Origin of the sequence: Candidatus Steffania adelgidicola (assembly GCF_020541225.1) — a bacterium.
Lineage (GTDB): Bacteria > Pseudomonadota > Gammaproteobacteria > Enterobacterales > Enterobacteriaceae > Steffania > Steffania adelgidicola.
In genome coordinates, this window is record NZ_CP045889.1 from 460,813 (window position 1) to 478,329 (window position 17,517).

The 17,517-nt window shown below is 35.3% G+C and carries 7 protein-coding genes and 2 tRNA genes; 5 read left to right on the top strand and 4 right to left on the bottom strand.

Annotated elements, in window-relative coordinates; all coding sequences use genetic code 11:
- Positions 1-2,714 precede the first annotated feature (2,714 nt).
- Together asnS and pitA are read left to right on the top strand one after the other, a co-directional pair.
- A complete protein-coding gene (gene asnS / locus GFK82_RS01165; protein ID WP_226811103.1) occupies positions 2,715-4,115 on the top strand; it encodes an asparagine--tRNA ligase in 1,401 nt (466 codons plus the stop codon).
- A gap of 1,709 nt (positions 4,116-5,824) precedes the next feature.
- Positions 5,825-7,330, top strand: a complete 1,506-nt coding sequence (gene pitA / locus GFK82_RS01170) for an inorganic phosphate transporter PitA (protein ID WP_226811104.1) — start codon at positions 5,825-5,827, stop codon at positions 7,328-7,330.
- A 1,053-nt stretch (positions 7,331-8,383) separates the two neighbouring features.
- Here the strand turns inward: pitA and GFK82_RS01175 are convergent.
- Positions 8,384-8,896, bottom strand: coding sequence for a single-stranded DNA-binding protein (locus GFK82_RS01175; protein ID WP_226811105.1), 513 nt, complete (start codon positions 8,894-8,896; stop codon positions 8,384-8,386).
- 2,045 nt (positions 8,897-10,941) lie between these two features.
- Positions 10,942-11,226: a 50S ribosomal protein L25 gene (gene rplY / locus GFK82_RS01180; RefSeq protein ID WP_226811106.1), complete on the bottom strand. Its 285-nt coding sequence runs from the start codon at positions 11,224-11,226 to the stop codon at positions 10,942-10,944.
- A gap of 1,060 nt (positions 11,227-12,286) precedes the next feature.
- Between rplY and GFK82_RS01185 the strand changes: the two genes are divergently transcribed.
- The 3 genes from GFK82_RS01185 to ubiK all read left to right on the top strand — a co-directional run bounded on the left by GFK82_RS01185 (position 12,287) and on the right by ubiK (position 14,668).
- Positions 12,287-12,362 (top strand) — tRNA-Val (locus GFK82_RS01185).
- Positions 12,363-12,384: 22 nt separating this feature from the next.
- Positions 12,385-12,457, top strand: a tRNA-Lys gene (locus GFK82_RS01190).
- 1,938 nt (positions 12,458-14,395) lie between these two features.
- Positions 14,396-14,668 carry a ubiquinone biosynthesis accessory factor UbiK gene (gene ubiK / locus GFK82_RS01195; protein ID WP_226811107.1) on the top strand — a complete coding sequence of 91 codons (273 nt, stop codon included), beginning with the start codon at positions 14,396-14,398 and terminating at the stop codon, positions 14,666-14,668.
- A gap of 122 nt (positions 14,669-14,790) precedes the next feature.
- Here the strand turns inward: ubiK and hldE are convergent, their stop codons facing one another.
- Positions 14,791-16,224, bottom strand: coding sequence for a bifunctional D-glycero-beta-D-manno-heptose-7-phosphate kinase/D-glycero-beta-D-manno-heptose 1-phosphate adenylyltransferase HldE (hldE, locus tag GFK82_RS01200; protein ID WP_226811108.1), 1,434 nt, complete (start codon positions 16,222-16,224; stop codon positions 14,791-14,793).
- Between the two features lie 534 nt (positions 16,225-16,758).
- Positions 16,759-17,469, bottom strand: a complete 711-nt coding sequence (gene mutH, locus GFK82_RS01205) for a DNA mismatch repair endonuclease MutH (protein ID WP_226811109.1) — start codon at positions 17,467-17,469, stop codon at positions 16,759-16,761.
- Positions 17,470-17,517 lie beyond the last annotated feature (48 nt).

Below are 17,517 nucleotides of genomic sequence, written 5' to 3' on the forward strand. Positions count from 1 at the left end.
ATACTAATAGTGAATAGTGAATAGTGAATAGTGAATAGTGAATAGTGAATAGTGAATAGTGAATAGTGAATAGTGAATAGTGAATAGTGAATAGTGAATAGTCTTTCTATATTTTATAGAAAGACATGATTAACGCAGATGAGTGAGCCAGAATTTAGTCTCTTGTTCAGCACTGACAATCACTCTACTAAAGAGATAAGAAAAGTATTGATAAAAAAAGAATAGGGATCGCTATATACTAAGGCCCTAGTCTGAGTTTGTTTAAGTTAGTGACCATATGATTATATTAAAGTATAAGCATGAATAGATTAAAACAGAGATATTGTCTGAAGACGTGCCAGGATGAAGATTAAAGAGAGTAATTTTGTATCTATACGGCGAGTTGAAATTTTATGAATTATAAGTGTAAACTTAAAGAACACGATATTTAAATGCGACGCTAGTAATACTATTTTAATATACAGTATACAAATTGTAATGATGTTACTTAGTTGATGGGTTTGTTTTTTTTCGCGTTCCGGCTCAGATCGTGATTCACAGACGACACGGACGACATTGACGACAAATTTAGCAAGTTTTTAAGGATTCTTTTTTTGAAAAAAGTTTTCTCTCCTTTCTGAAGATTATCTGGTTATCATCCGTAAATTTCTATACTTTCCAGCTGTATTTTTATCAATCTGTTTATAGCGCTGTTTATACCGATGTGGTATAAAACGTGTTGATATCCTGTAACAGGAAGCACTAAATTCTGCTGCATAAAGTATTTGAATACGCCGATTTCAGTTTTTTATATACAATCGAGAGGCATATGCTTCATAAAGATTATAGACAACCAGATAATACTATCTCTTCTTATAGGATTCATTCTTTTTCTCTAATATTGGAATGGAGCTGATCACATTATTCATCGATAGTTAAAAAGGTGGTCCTTGAAAGCAAGAGGAAATATTTTCCATATAAAATCATACGGTTGTGTTTATCAATTCAACTCACAATTATAACGGTGATTATTGTGGTTTTGAGTTACAGAGATAGAATAGGAGTAAGGTGTCTCTTGTACCATGTTTTTCGATATAGATTTCGAACTTACTGTGTTCTTTTGGGTTGAAAAAGCCTCAGCAAAACATTGAAATTTATTTATCATTTTCTGATGCATAATTAATATTCTTACGAATAAGTAACTGTAATTAAAAGGAATACTGTTATCGTTTATCGGCAGTAAATATCGGGAGGTTTGGAATAATTGGATTATTATACGAATAGACTCTAAGTCTATTTTGGATTGCGGAATTATATCTATATAAAAGATTATACTTAGCCAACGTCATTTAAGCAGGTTCGAATAAGGCTATACTGTAAAAAAATCAGTATGATTTTTTTTGAGCAATTCAAGTTGCGACTGAATTCACGGTGTTTATAAATTGACGTGGGATATCAGATTCCAATGTCCCTATTAGGGATTAGGATAGCATTTTTCTTTTTAAAATTCAATTGTTGTCTAGATAATCTTCTATATCTGCGCTGAACGCAATAGGTTAGTTTATGACTTTCAAAAGAATCGATAAATTTCTTGTCTTTTCATCTCAATATCTGATAAATGGGAATAGAGAGGAGAATTCTTCTCAATCGCGTAGATGTGTGGGAAAGGCTTTATTTCTATCTGGATTTATCTGCGTTCCTCATACATTCCTCTCTCTCACGTTTTATGAAAAAATTCTATTTTTATTTATATCAACACTAACTGTCGTTTTATCAAGAAACGCTGAGTTTCCACAGTGCTCGTACGATTCTTTAAAAATTGTTCATGCCTAGAAACATGTATTGTCACGGGGAAAACCTCGCGCATTCTTGAATGCGTAATAACGTTATCTAAATAATAACATGGCGGTTGCCCTCCATGTTATCTGGTGTTACCAGTGTAAAAGTTATTTTTAAGACTTCTCAATACGTTATTGAAGTAAACATGATGTTTTAAAATTACTGGGAGTGAGCCTTTCTTTTGTTCAGTATTGTTGAACTGGAAAGTGAATAGTCATAATTTCTTCTTCCCAAGAATATTGTCAGTTATTATTTATCCCAAAAAATAGTTGAAGTTATTGGATTGATATGTAATAGAAAGAGGTTTGTAAGATATCTATGGGGTACTAATAGATGATATGAGGCGCTTTTTGATACTGGTATATACATGATATGTAGAACACTGATTGTAAAACATCTTCTTATACAATTTCCAATATGGTATTAAGGATGGATATGTATATATAATAAATTTGATTATGCTCCTAAGAAGTTTAAGAGCATACTGCATGAATATATATATTCTACACTCATAATATTTATGATGTAGTCTGAGATATTCAAGGTTCTGACAAGTTTAAAGAGGTGTATCTGCAACTAAATCTTAATGATTTACCCAAAATTTGGATTATCTATAAGAATAGAGTATTTTAATATATAAATTTAAAAAAATATAAAATTACTTTTTTTCATGTCTTTTCTAAGTATTTTTACGCAACACTGATACTAAAAAGTTACTAAACTCAATTGGATATAAATTCTGCTGTTTATTTATTTTTTTATGATTCTTTTTAATATCAAAGACGTGAAATATGCGATTTTCCATTCTTGGCTTTCCGATTCGAAGTAACATATTATGTTATCGTTTTTTATTTAATTGAAAATCCTGTTTTGTTAACTAAGTGGGAGGGAATTTTATGAGCGTAGTATCTGTGGTTGATATACTACAAGGACGAATCCCGCTTGACAGTGAAATTACCGTACAGGGTTGGGTGCGCACTCGTCGAGATTCTAAAGCCGGCATCTCCTTTCTAACTATCTATGACGGTTCTTGTTTCGATACTTTACAGGTAGTAATTAATAATACTATCATACAATATCAGAACGATATTTTGCGTCTAACTACCGGATGCTCTGTATCAGTAAAGGGAAGGGTAGTAAAATCTTTAGGGATCGGTCAGTATTATGAAATTCAGACACAGGTCATTCAAGTGATTGGATGGGTGGATAATCCTAATAGCTATCCTATGGCTGCCAAGCCCCATAGTCTCGAATATTTACGCGAATTGGCGCATCTGCGACCACGTACTAACCTTATTGGCGCGGTAGCGCGAGTACGCCATACCGTCGCGATGGCTATTCACCGTTTTATGGATGTTCAAGGTTTCTTCTGGGTTTCCACCCCATTAATTACTTCCTCAGATACCGAAGGTGCCGGAGAAATGTTCCGAGTTTCAACTCTCGATTTGGAAAATTTGCCACGTACACCTGAGGGAAAAATTAATTACGATAAAGATTTCTTCGGGAAAGAGGCTTTTCTGACGGTTTCCGGACAGTTGAACGGTGAAAGTTACGCCTGTGCTTTATCAAAAATCTATACCTTTGGTCCAATATTCCGAGCGGAAAATTCTAATACTACTCGTCATCTTGCTGAATTCTGGATGGTTGAGCCAGAAGTAGCGTTCGGTACCCTGGAGGATATTGCTCGATTATCAGAATCCATGTTGAAATATATATTTAAAGCCGTGTTAACCGAGCGTCCTGATGACATGCAATGCTTCGTTAATCAGGTCCATAAAGAAGTGATTCATCGTCTAAAAAAATTCATTAGTGTAGCTTTTGCACAGGTAGAGTACACCGAAGCGATAAGTATTTTGCAAAAATGCGATAAGATTTTTGAAAAGCCTGTATCTTGGGGGATGGATTTATCTTTAGAACATGAGCGCTTTTTAGCAGAAGGATATTTTAAAGCTCCTGTAATTGTAAAAAATTATCCTAAGGATATAAAGGCATTTTACATGAGGATGAACGATGATGGTAAAACTGTAGCGGCGATGGATGTTCTGGCTCCCGGTATTGGTGAAATCATTGGAGGTTCCCAGCGTGAAGAACGCTTGGATCGATTAGATATGCGTCTGGCAGACATGGGTCTTAACAAAGAAGATTATTGGTGGTATCGCGATTTACGTCGGTATGGAACTGTTGCGCATGCAGGTTTTGGATTGGGTTTTGAGAGATTAATAGCTTATATTACCGGGTTGAAAAACATCCGTGATATCATACCTTTCCCTCGAAGTCCACGTAATATCAATTTCTAAAGAAACAGTCTTAATGTAGTTTTGTTGATTGAGTATAAGATGATTTCAATGGCTATTCTAATGGAAACAATATCTTAACATACATAAGGCTCATATATAGCCATGGTTACTTATTACTACATGGTATGAAGATACCAATCATAAAAAAATCTTTGGCATTTTTAAAACGATAATTTCAATAGTGTTATCTCTATGAGTCAATAAATTATAAGTTTTTATTTATCGGGTAAAATTATTTTTTAGGTATTATTTATGTTGAATGGGTGTGAAAAGACTAATAGCGATCTACTATCTAAAGCAGTAGAATTTTAGAGTTATGTAGTGAACAATATTAAATTGATTCTCGTTACCAGAGAGTCCACTGTACATGGAAAGAAGGTGTATTCAGCTTAATTAACTAACTGACATATAGCGGTATATTCTTAATGAGATACAAGAAGATATATCTTTAATATCAATATATTTTAACGTACGACTTTATCACCATGAAAGAAACAATAGAGCATTGACCTATAGCGATATTATTCGATACCATCCTTTCAAACAGTACATAACTTTCATACAATCTCTAAGAAATTTTATTAATATCTTAGATGAGAGTTTCATCTTCTATATAACCGGTACTGCGAAATATCAAGCAATATAAAAGGTACTAGATATTATCTAAAGATTAATTCCTTATATCTATGGGGTCCTCTTTTAAATATATTTCATCATGAGAATAGAAATCTTCTAATCATTAGGTAGCTCTCTTGCATTTAGATTCCACATGAGAGATTGAAAGGATAATAGCACTCTGGTTCATTGTTTATAACAATGTAACGCTTACTGAAACGTAAGCGTTATTAACTGAGTTAAGTGAAAAATTTTAATTTATTTTTCAAGGCGTTAGAGTGTTTATAACAGATTGTTGTTTTATCAGAATCTCTTTTATTTGATCTTAAGTTATATGTTTTTACGTAAATCTAACGACGATATAAGTAAGAACATATGCAAGATGCTTAACATGGTAAATAGGTTTTACGGTGTTGTAAGTAGAGTTCTTCATCATGATCATGCAGTTTTAAAGAGGCGCCGGGATAAATTTTTTGTTACGCAATGCGACCAGAAGTAACAATAGAGAAAAATAGATGAGCTCGAAGAGAGTAAGATTAGCATACATACAATTATGCTAAGTAGATCATCAAGCGATTTTGAATCGAAGAACTAAGTGTTTTTTGCCAATATATAGAAGTTAAATGTTAATGCTAGTGTATTGTTATCTAATCCGGTTGAAACGGCACTTGTTTATGGGATAAATGAGTATAATTGTCTGTTGACATTACTGCGTTAGATCTCAAGAGGTAGAGTGTTTTCTGATATAATCAGTACTTCTTAAGGCCATGGATGACAAGTGAAAAGCAATAAAAAGATATCTGTTGCGATAAAGAAACTTGGTTTTTCAGTTTTAATTATATGATTATAATCAAGTCATTTAATCATTTCTGAGAAAAATGAAGATTGCAGCCAGATTGTGATAAGCGCGGTGATACTGTGTTTTTTTATTAACATGGTCGGGTAAGTAAAATATATTTTACTGTATTAAATTGTTTATAGGATAGATGATAACGCGGCTTTTTAAGAGCCGTTATTAAACTGAATATATTTTTCCGTGACATTTTTTACAGATGATTTATCCCGTCGATGTCCAAACAATGGCGTAACTCTTTATGCTACATTTATTCACTGGGTTAGAGTTTTATACCGGTTTAATGTTACTGATCGCTTTAATTTTTGTTCTGGCGTACGAAGCTATTAATGGGTTTCATGATACGGCGAATGCGGTAGCCACCGTCATCTACACTCGGGCCTTAGGTTCTCAGTTAGCGGTGGTTATCTCCGGAGTTTTTAATTTCCTCGGGGTGTTAATGGGCGGGTTGCGTGTAACCTATGCTATTGTTCATCTGTTGCCTATTGACCTCTTGCTCAATATTAGTTCTGCTCACGGTTTAGCAATGATTTTTTCTTTGTTACTCGCAGCAATTCTTTGGAATCTCAGCACTTGGTATTTTGGCCTTCCGGCTTCGAGTTCACATACTTTAATCGGTGCGATTATTGGTATTAGCTTAACTAACGCATTAGTTAATAATCTCTCAATCGTGCAAGTGCTAAATCTCCGAAAACTTGTTGAAATCTTCCTATCGCTTATTATTTCACCGGTAGTTGGTTTAGTAATTGCAGGAATAATGGTTTTTATTCTTCGTCGCTACTGGAGCAGCACAAAACAACGCTGCCGTATTCATATGACTCCGACGGAGCGGGAAAAGAAAGATAGTAAGCATACACCGCCGTTTTGGATCCGTATCACCTTAATCTTTTCTGTGGTTGGTGTGAGTTTTTTCCACGGTGCTAATGATGGACAAAAAGGGATTGGGCTGATCATGCTGGTTTTAATAGGTGTGGCACCAGCAGGATTTGTCGTAAATATAAACGCTACTGGCTATGACATTAGCCGAACCCGCGATGCTGTAAATCATTTAAAACATTATTATATGCAGAACCCTCATTTGCTCATTTCCAGTAGTAGAATTCTGTCGATAAGAAACAACCAGTATCCAGATTTGGTAAAGATAAAGCCGACTAAAATCTTTCATTGCGATCTATCTCAAGCGTTATTAACCATTAATCACACCTCATTATTGTTAAAAAATCTAGATAGTTATGAATCACTTAATTCAGATGAGCGTTCTCGTATACGCCGTCTTTTGATATGCATTGCCGATACCGCTGATAAAATAGCAAAGCGGCCAGAAACATTAAGTGCTGATAAACAGTTGCTGTTAAACTTGCGCCATGATCTACTTTGTACAGTGGAGTATGCACCGATGTGGATCATAGTCGCTGTGGCGTTAGCGTTGTCTTTAGGCACCATGGTTGGTTGGCGGCGTGTGGCTACCACGATTAGTGAAAGAATTGGCAAAAAAGGCATGACATATGCTCAGGGGTTGTCGGCACAAATTACTACAGCTGTCTCTATCGGTATTGCCAGCTATGCTGGCATGCCGGTATCGACCACCCATGTGTTGTCCTCCGCAGTAACTGGTACCATGTTAGTCGATGGTGGTGGCGTACATGGGAAGACGGTAAAGAAGATTTTGTTAGCCTGGTTACTAACGTTTCCGGTGGCGATTATTTTAGCTGGTAGTCTTTACTGGATCTCGTTGCAGGTGGTTTGACCAGCATAGAGCGATAAAAACTAGGCTATTGTTCCAGAGAGTAACGTAGACGATGCAACTGCACAAAATGAATTTGAAGAAATATGTGTTTCTTTTCTAATCTAATAATTAGATTCGTTTGCTGTATTTTTATAGTACATAAATTACTGATATCTCCTTTTTTATTCATAGTTGATCTATGTTGTTATATACCTAAGTCAGCTGATATAAGTTCCTAACGTGATGAAAGTTATCATCCATTTTGACACATGTTTTTTCGCTTTCGGATTATGATCGAGACTTTTAGCGCTAATGTTTTATAGCAAGATAGAGAACTACTGAGCGATATAACAGACTAAAAATACAATAATGATGGACTTTTGTTGATCATACTATCTCAACTATAAAAAAATCTGTTTACATTAGCGGATACTCTTTTTTATTATTGGTGGTTAATGATTACCAGATCTGGTAATTTTCTGATATCTGACATATTGATATCATCAGATATTAGTAATAGTTTGTTCCATGAATATATCTAGTGGCACTAGGTCATAGTGCGGTTTATTTTTTATAGGTGTTTATTTATTTTTAATAAACAATAACGTTACCTGACTTATAAAAATATATTCTTTTTTTAAAAGGTTATGGTTAATCCTAACATCAAATATGTTTTTACTAGTATATTGGCGGTAAGCATTCCTTTTGAAATGGGAATGAGGTATCATTTTTTTTCTACACAAGGTCTAATATAACTGGGTACCGGTATTTTTCTTTTGCCACGTAGAATGAAACATGATGATTATTTAAATCAGATAAGGTTTTACATGACTAATATATAAAATATTGTTAGACATATCAAAACAAAATTGTTTTAAGTATAGGATAGCGATAAAGAAGGTATTGATAATGTTTATTGCTCCATACTTAATGCTGAAAATTCTTTTGTTTTTTTGGTAAACAATGTGAGTCCGTTCTGGATTGTAAATCCATAATAGCAACCCTGAAAAAAGCAAAAGCCTCGTATAATGAGGCTAAGAAGTAATTTTAAGCTAATGGTGTCTTTCTTGAGATTCAAAATGGAATATCGTCATCAAAATCTATCGGTAATTCATTATTAGTTACGGATGTCGTGTTTTTCGCTGCTCTTTCTACCGGGGTATTTGCGTTGCTCAATTCTATGCGATTGCCCTGTAGTTGCTGAGGTTCTATCCAGGTATTGTGCTGTGTGCTTCCCTGGCGACCACCGAGCATTTGCATGGTACCGTTAACATTGACTATGATCTCGGTCGTATAACGAACCTGCCCGCTTTGATCCTGCCATTTACGAGTCTGTAGGGATCCTTCGATATATATTTGAGCACCTTTCCGCAAATATTCACCTGCTACCTCAGCTAGTTTACCAAAAATCACCACACGGTGCCATTCAGTTTTTTCCTTGGTTTCGCCGGTTTGCTTATCGCGCCAGTTCTCCGAGGTGGCTAGGGTAATATTGGCAACTGAACCACCATTAGGCATATGGCGAACTTCCGGATCGTGACCCAAGTTTCCGACTAGAATTACTTTATTAATGCCTCTACTAGCCATAAAAGTATCCTGATAATGATAAAATTAATAAGCAATTTTATCATTATAACATGATCAGGGCTCTCACGTAAAGAATATGTTATTAAATTTAGACAATATATCAACAAATTAGAAAAATCACAATTATTAAGCGCAGGTGGTAGTTTGCTGTGCTGCTGTGCTGCTGTTAAACGTGTAGAACACGAGAATCCATGCGGTGTAGTGATCTGGTTCCAGTAAATTATCCGTGGCATTCGATACGCTGTATGATGCCGGGCATCGGTTATATATAGACTTATTTTCTCCCTATCTTAGATAGTTTTTATCTTTGTTAGATATACAACATCTTGATTATATAGAAAAATTATTGCCTTCTGTATCAATTGAATAAAAGTTCACGTCTTATGATCCTCGTTTGATAGTAGAAACAATCATCGAGATCTATAATTATCTTTGTCTTTTATGTTTCCATATTGGTATCTCTCGCTTCTTGGATAAGAATGTGCTGATGGGTAGCAGAGAGTCTCAGATAGATGGTAGAGGGTGTATTTTTACAAGCAGAAGATAAATGGTTAGTCGTCTTAACGACTATTGTTAAATCGTGAAAAGAGGGGCAAAAAAATATTTGCAAAGCTATCAAGCAGGGCTATATCTGAGTTTTAATCAATAAAGATATCTATATTTTAGTAGCACTACTGAAACTTGCACTACAAAAACATACTGTTAAAATGGTGGTTAATAGTTTTAAGGTTTTCGAGGGTAGGGGAAAGCGCCTAGCGGGATTTTTTTTTGACATAGTTCTCTATCTTTAAGGTGGTACCGACATAGTAGCAGATATCGATGATAAAAAAGCGCAAGGATTGGTGTTTTCAGGTCGCTGAGACTACTAATTTATAGTTATTGCCACCTGAGCTGAATCTAGGTTTTTTTCGGTGATAATCGATTGATTACTTGCCTTATCTGTGAGGGTTGTGGTATTTATCTCAGTTTTAACCAAGATCCAGTATTACCAAATATAGATATTTCATTAGCTGATACTGCTCTTCTTGATTGGAAGAGGTATAACATCTTGCATTTTGGGATCCCGTGCTCCTTGTCCAAACACTATCAATTTAACATTAAGGTACTGTTCCATGCGCTAAGTTTGACGGTTAAGCAAAAAAATATATTGGAATTTAGGTACCGGCCCCCTTGTTTAAAAGCATCTATATCACATATAGACCGCCGCTATAAGCCAATCAAGTATCCCGTACTGTGGGAAGAATTAGCAAAATATATTAGTACCTGAGATCGTATTATCTATTCTGGTAGGCCTCTACGGCGGCGTAGCCAGCCACGTTTTTGTGGGGATTTCCGAAATTAGCATCAGTAACGCACTTAAAATCCTCAAGAATATCTGGAACCGTCTTCATTGTCTTCTCAATGAGAGATAGTGTGCTTAGGTTTTATGTGCTATTTCCTGAGTAAAATCGATATCACATTTAGATGCCTTCGTGCAGTGATTTTTCAAATTGTATGCTTTTATATTATTTTTTCAAAATATATTAATAAATTTTTGATTTCATTGGATAAAGCGAAGTGTAAGAAATACAGACATAACCTTCCGGGAATAATCTAGGAATGTAATGTATGAGCATGAATTTAGTCATATGACTATAATGTGAAAGATTCATTACTTTTAATGTGGATAATGAATCGATTTAAAGATTCTAGAACGTATAGCGAAAATAGGGGAAAGATTTTTATTTAGCTGACGTGAGTCTCTAAAGAAATAATATTTTCCTAACTATATTTCTTGCTAGCTATTTTGTTAGTTCCAAGGTGTGTGGTAATCAAAGGACAACGTAGATCGTGACTGCGTTTTTCTCATAAAGTTTAAGTGAGTTGTTCATCATGAGTAACATCATGATGAAATATAATGATACTTAAGAACACATCATGCCGTAGCTTCGTGATAAATCTAAATGACTCAAAACTAATTATAGGATCTATTTGATTAAATAACTGCCTGCTATAGTTTTTGATAAAAAGATTATCAAAAAGAGATGTGCATCGATGATAAATATTTAGGTGCGAATAAAGTCGATATGACTCAGTTTTGGTTTAAATGGATGACGTTGCACCGCTTGTATCTTTACTGTGTTTTTTTTACCATCGATTACAAGAGTGAGAATTTTACTGTAAACACTTTCTTTTTTCTGGACATTTAACATTAGATCATGATCCAATTCAATTGTGATCGGGGCTTCAATACCGCCGTAAATGATCGCTGGGAATTTATTTGCAAGCCGTAGGCGGCGGCTGGCACCTTTTCCCTGGTCTTTACGGATTGTAGCATTAATAGTTAACATAATTTCCTCAAAATCCGAAACAAGAGCTACCACAGTCCACCCAGCATTTATCTAAATAGACAAACCTATAACAAAACGTTAGACATTATACAATAACGATTGGTTCGATACAAACAAAACTCTCTGTTATCAGCGCATTTTATCAATGAGGCAAGTAATCTCTATTAATGGAAATAATAGGATCTGTAAAAGGACATTGAAAATGATTTACACTTTATTTTTCATCTGATGAGTTTAATTGAGAATTGAAGTATATTGTTATAGTTAAGTGTTTTATCTGGAATGATTCCATACTCCTTCTAGCTTAGTTATCAGGATAGAAAATATACCTGTTTAAGGAGGATAAATAAGAGAAAATATCATAGGGATTCCTTTTATTGAAGATGATGGTTCTCTGAAGCTCCGATGGTTATTTAGAAAATAAAAACACCATACCCATTACCTGAGTATACCTAGCATTTACATGTGTATTTTTATTAGTGGTGTCTTTAGTCTTTTTAGAAGACAATGAACATTCAAATCCCGGTCTTTTTATCTATCCATGACTTTAGATAAAACGATCTAGGATTTATATTATAAAACTTGAGTGGAGAACATATTCATGTTCGAGAGTTAGAAAAGCATTAAAATAGTATAAAGTATTGTTGTGAAAAATTACTCTGGTAATTTCAATAACCAATTAAATTACTTATAAATAACAGAGAATATGGCCTACTCATTTAATAGTATGTGGTTTTATTATCTGGCGTGTTTTTAGAATAATGTTATTATAATTAATGCATATCAATGACAACGGTATATAACATGATCAGTAATAAAATTATATACTGTAGTATACCGTAACTATCTAATAGAATTTCTTGCTTTTACCAAAAGAGTGGAAAATAGTCTAGCAGACTAGAGGGGGCATTTTAAATGCCTGTTTATATTTTATTAATTTTATCCCTGAATGAGAAAATTCCAGGTAGAATAGCTAAATTAAATACAAATATGAAAATGTACTTAAAAAACCATTGACTCCTTTTTGCGATAGCCTATAATTTCACCCCATACAGCAAAAGGGTGATTAGCTCAGCTGGGAGAGCACCTCCCTTACAAGGAGGGGGTCGGCGGTTCAAGCCCGTCATCACCTACCATTTTTGATAAAGTTTATAAAGAGGGTCGTTAGCTCAGTTGGTAGAGCAGTTGACTTTTAATCAATTGGTCGCAGGTTCGAATCCTGCACGACCCATCATTGCTCGATTTTTCTTGATTCTATCAAGTCCTCTTATTTCGATCAAAAAAAAAGACTGACTTAAAAATTTTTATCATAACAAAGAATCAAATCTCTTTAGTAAAATTATCCGGAATTTTCCCCCTCGTTGATAGTGAATCGGTTTGTAAGTTTTATATTCATATGGATATAAAAATCCAAGTTATACAGGTAGTCACCCTTATAGGTACGTTTGATATATTATTTTTCACCTGAAGGAATATGTGATTTATTTTTTAAATATAGCCTGGTCTAGGTTGGTGCTTTGTCTTGAATAGATATTCAATATGTATTGAATATCTATTTCCTTTTACATAACATTTTCCTAGACCCAAAAGGTAGTCTACAAATTCTTTGTTTTTAATTATTGGTATTCAATCAATCCTGAAAGGCAATCCTTGGTTAAGATTGGGCGAAAGTATCGGTGTATTGCTGCTATGCTGAGAGTGCCCTAAAGACACATCACAACCCATTTATCATTTCCAGCTGTAAACAATTCGATTTATAGCGTGTGCAAATTTATATAATTATCTAAAAGCGAACCGCTATCTCATACATCCTAACAGTCCAACTTACTGTCAAGGTAAATAACCTGTAAGTTTATGAATAAATATATCTTTATTTTTTATCTGTCTGGATACTACTACATTTTGTATAAAGCATTTAAAGTTAACCACTTTTAAAGCCTGTAGAAAGATGGATGCTAGTTACTGAGACAAAAAAGTGAGGTAAGATGGAAAGGTTAAAATAAAACTCGCTGTATTCGAGAATTATCATTTTCTAAACATTTACAAATCCTGAATTGTTTTTCAAGCTCTTTTGAAGAAAGGTTGTTTAGCTAAAAAATCATATTTAAGACGAATTTAAATCAACTAAAGGGTGAGCTATGGTTGGGTGGTTATAAACTATCTAGTGAGGGGGGAGTACTATTTTTGGTATTTTCTGCTACTCCATTCTAACCATCAAATGTTAAGAAAATCGCAGGTGTATAGAGTAGATTACAGAACTACAGAAGACATATTTCTGAGGTGTATCCAGCTGACGAGAAAAAACTCAGATATTTATTGACTGTAAAAGATATTATATAGTTTTTAACTAGTTTTAAGAATATCACTAGAAATTGTATCAGTTAATAAAAGATACTAGAGCGTCAGAGTGGTTTCCATTATACAATATTAAATTAGCGGGAGAAGGCGCTGTGAAGACCACTAGCAATCAGAGAAAGGGGGATATCGATCTTGAGGAGTCTTGCTTAGTTACAATCGAAAAACGTTATTCATTACTGAGGGAGATAACCCAAATTTCTTACATGTGGTATTTCCTTGTGAAATACGGCTTTTCTTCTGCTAGAGGCTGCTTTTTAGTAAAGGACTCAAGTTGTATTATTAACTGTTTAAAATCAATGACTATGGTTACATAAATATATGTGAAGTGTTTTTTTTTAATTCTACATTGTACTTTATAACTCTATTTTTTCATTGGTGTCAAATTATCTGATTTCATCTAATTTATCATTTCCTAAGACGCTGAAATTGCATTTCATATATAATATTTTTAGGGTGATATTGATTGATTATTTTTCATGGTTATTTATCCTGCATTATAGGAAACAGAAAAAATGATAAACTATAGTTTTGCACTACTCAGATGCACTGTTATAAGGAAATACTAATTCGATTCGTTCTTGAATGGATTAAGTCAGCCGCAAATCCATTCTGATTTCTGATAATAAGAGTTAGAAATAATCTGGGGTCTATATATACCTATATAATCAGGTATGGCATCAATTCAAATGGGATGGTAAAGCATCATAATACTCTATAAAATATAGATATCCAGTTTGATAAGATTATTTAAAAAATCATATCAAATTATTCAGTATAATTGCATATATTGTGACTAGTTGGGGAATTTACTATGATTGATCCAAAAAAACTTAAACAGCTTGCGCATCAGGTACAGGAATCACTACCCCAAGGTATACGCCACTTGGGCGATGACGTGGAGAAAAAAATCCGTCAAGTTTTACAAAATCAATTCGCTCGTATGGATTTGGTAAGCCGAGAAGAGTTTGATATGCAGACCCAAATGCTGTTGCATACTCGTGAGAAATTAAATCAGTTAGAACTGCGACTCAATTCTCTAGAATCTGTAATAAAACACGATAAGGATATTAGAACAGAGACGTAACTTCCTAGTGAGGTCTATGCTAGTCAAACTAGCACTATTAGATTAGCATATGCCCCTTTAAAGAATTATATAATATAGGTTTCAGTATACGTTCCGTTCCTTCCTCCATTTGAAGAATGGGTCTAACTCTGATTGCTATTCTGAATAGCATTGATAATACTAGTAGTAGAACAGTTCTCTTCAAAATTTAATCGTAACACCTGTCCACCATTCTTCCATACTTCTTGGCTGCCGGCGATTTGATACGGTTGATAGTCTCCACCTTTAACCAGTATATCGGGTAGTATATTGGCGATTAGTCGCTGTGGTGTATCTTCGCTAAAAGGTACAACCCAGTCTACTGCCTCGAGTGCAGCCAGGACGCTCATGCGATTTAGAAGAGGATTTATCGGGCGCTTTTCTCCTTTTAGATGTTTAGTAGAAGCATCATTGTTTACAGCCACGATAAGTCGGTCGCCTAACCTGCGAGCATTAGAGAGATATCTGACGTGCCCAGCATGTAGAATATCGAAAATACCGTTAGTCATAACCAACTTCTCGCCTCGCTGACGTGCCAGAACTAACGCTAGTTTTAACTCGTTCTCTGTCATTACACCAAAGCCTATTGCGGCGCGTCCGCGAATAGCGTTCTCTAACTCGATAGGACTCACACTGGAAGTGCCTAGTTTTCCAACTACTAAACCGGCCGCGCTATTGGCTAAAAAACAGGATTCTTCGAGACTATTACCGGCTGCTATTGCCGCCGCTAGCACACCAATAACGGTATCGCCTGCGCCGGTAACGTCATAGACTTCTTGCGCTTGCATTGGTAAATTCAAGGGGTTCTTGTTAGATTGCAGAAGGGTCATACCTTTCTCCGAACGGGTAATCAACAGCGATGATAGCTGGTAATCAGCAATGACTTTCATGCCACGCTTCAGTAGTGTTTCTTCATCTTGGCAAGACCCTGCTACTGCTTCAAATTCGGATAGATTGGGGGTCAGTAACGTTGCCCCTTTATAGCGACTAAAATCGTTGCCTTTAGGATCAACAAGCACGGTTACACCAGCGATATGTGCTAGTGTAATAATTTCACGTATGCACGCTAGTGTGCCTTTCGCATAGTCAGAAAGCACGAGAACACCGATTGTTGGTAATGCCATCCGAATTCGTTCTATCATGGGTGTGGTATCGACATCGGAAAAACTTTTCTCCAGATCTAAACGTATAAGCTGTTGATTTCTAGATAATACTCGAAGCTTAGTGATTGTGGGATGGGTAGGAACGGAGATAAAATCACAGGTTACGTTTAGTTCATTGAGGCGCGTTTCCAGTACCCTGGCGGCATCGTCAATACCTGTCAGGCCAACTAATCGAGAATGGCAGCCTAACGCCGCAATCGTTCTTGCGACGTTTGCTGCTCCGCCAGGGCGTTCTTCAATGGCATCCACTTTTACGATAGGAACTGGTGCTTCCGGTGAGATTCTGGTAGTTTGACCGTATCCGTATCGATCCAACATCACGTCCCCCACCACCAGAACGCACGATCCTCGGAAATCAGGCAAGATCACTTTCATACAGTTACTCCAAAGAGTTCCAGTTTAATAAGCGAAATAATATCATAGGTGTTTAAAGTGCTACATCATAAGATAATCAAGAATATGGCGCAACTTGGTGTGAAGAAGTAGCCGTGTTTCTTAATTTCATTAAATTGCTATTTTATAATTTGAAGTTTTCAAAATATCGGTATTTTAAATGATTCAAATCTAACCGTAGATTAATTTAATCTGGATTCTAATGGTGTTCTCTTTTTCAATCTTAATTTAGAAAATATTGCATTGTATAGTGATAACATATTGATGAAATGTGTTACTTAATAACTTATTGAAGAAGCAAAATGCTAACCTGCCGAAATATGGTTATTACTTAAAGTTTATGTGAGTTTGTTACTTATCTGAAGTGTATATCTACCCCTTTAAATTTTCGTTTTTTTTAGTAAAAGACGAAAACTATTGTGATATGTTAATCATCGATTAGGTGGTTAACTATCTGTTTTTACGTATTTTTTATGACCTGAATATTTGTCGCAGTGGTTGATAGAAGACATGCAGTTATGACAAGAAGTGTCGAGCCAGCAATTTTGCAGTAAAGTGTTTCTTTAGATAGAAACCGAGTGGCACCACCAGGATAATCTGACCAAATTCATCGATAGCTTCGGTTAATGTGCGACAGTTAGCAGCTTTGGGTCGTAATTGTAAAACCTCCCCATAACGGGCGTTAATCTGTTTTACTTTCCCTAATACAATTAAATCCATCAGTTCTTCCCAGTCATATCTTAACTGTAGTTCTTCCTTTGTATCGGGGCTCCATAAGAGGGGGGCACCAATACGGCGCTGTGCTAGCGGAATCGTCCGTTTCCCCTCTACTGGAATCCAGAGAATTCGTGCTAATTTATAGCGTACATGACTAGTTTCCCAAATCACACCACTATTACCAGTTAGTGGTGCTACGCAGACAAAAGTAGTTTCTAAAGGTATTCCATTTTCATCTACTGGGATCGTTTTAAGTTCCACGCCGATGTTAGAAAAATCTCGCTCGGGTTTATTGCCGGCATTGGCTCCCAGGTAACGTTCTATAAGCCCGCCAATCCATCCTTTGTTATATTTCAGATTAGGGGGAGTTTTTAGAGCAGCATGTGCGGATAACTCACCAATCGTATATCCTGTGAGCATATCCGCGTAGCGGATTAATTCAATTTCATTGGCGGGCGATTTTTGTGGTAATAAAAGTGAAATAAGTCTTTTTATATTGCGCTCCTGCATTTAATAAAAACTAAGTATGTTAATACCTCTGTTTATCTGAAGTATTTA

Excerpts from the sequence above, each read along its gene's own strand:
- asnS (WP_226811103.1), top strand. The coding sequence starts at position 2,715 with ATGAGCGTAGTATCTGTGGTTGATATACTACAAGGACGAATCCCGCTT.
- pitA (WP_226811104.1), top strand. The coding sequence starts at position 5,825 with ATGCTACATTTATTCACTGGGTTAGAGTTTTATACCGGTTTAATGTTA.
- GFK82_RS01175 (WP_226811105.1), bottom strand. The coding sequence starts at position 8,896 with ATGGCTAGTAGAGGCATTAATAAAGTAATTCTAGTCGGAAACTTGGGT.
- rplY (WP_226811106.1), bottom strand. The coding sequence starts at position 11,226 with ATGTTAACTATTAATGCTACAATCCGTAAAGACCAGGGAAAAGGTGCC.
- ubiK (WP_226811107.1), top strand. The coding sequence starts at position 14,396 with ATGATTGATCCAAAAAAACTTAAACAGCTTGCGCATCAGGTACAGGAA.
- hldE (WP_226811108.1), bottom strand. The coding sequence starts at position 16,224 with ATGAAAGTGATCTTGCCTGATTTCCGAGGATCGTGCGTTCTGGTGGTG.
- mutH (WP_226811109.1), bottom strand. The coding sequence starts at position 17,469 with ATGCAGGAGCGCAATATAAAAAGACTTATTTCACTTTTATTACCACAA.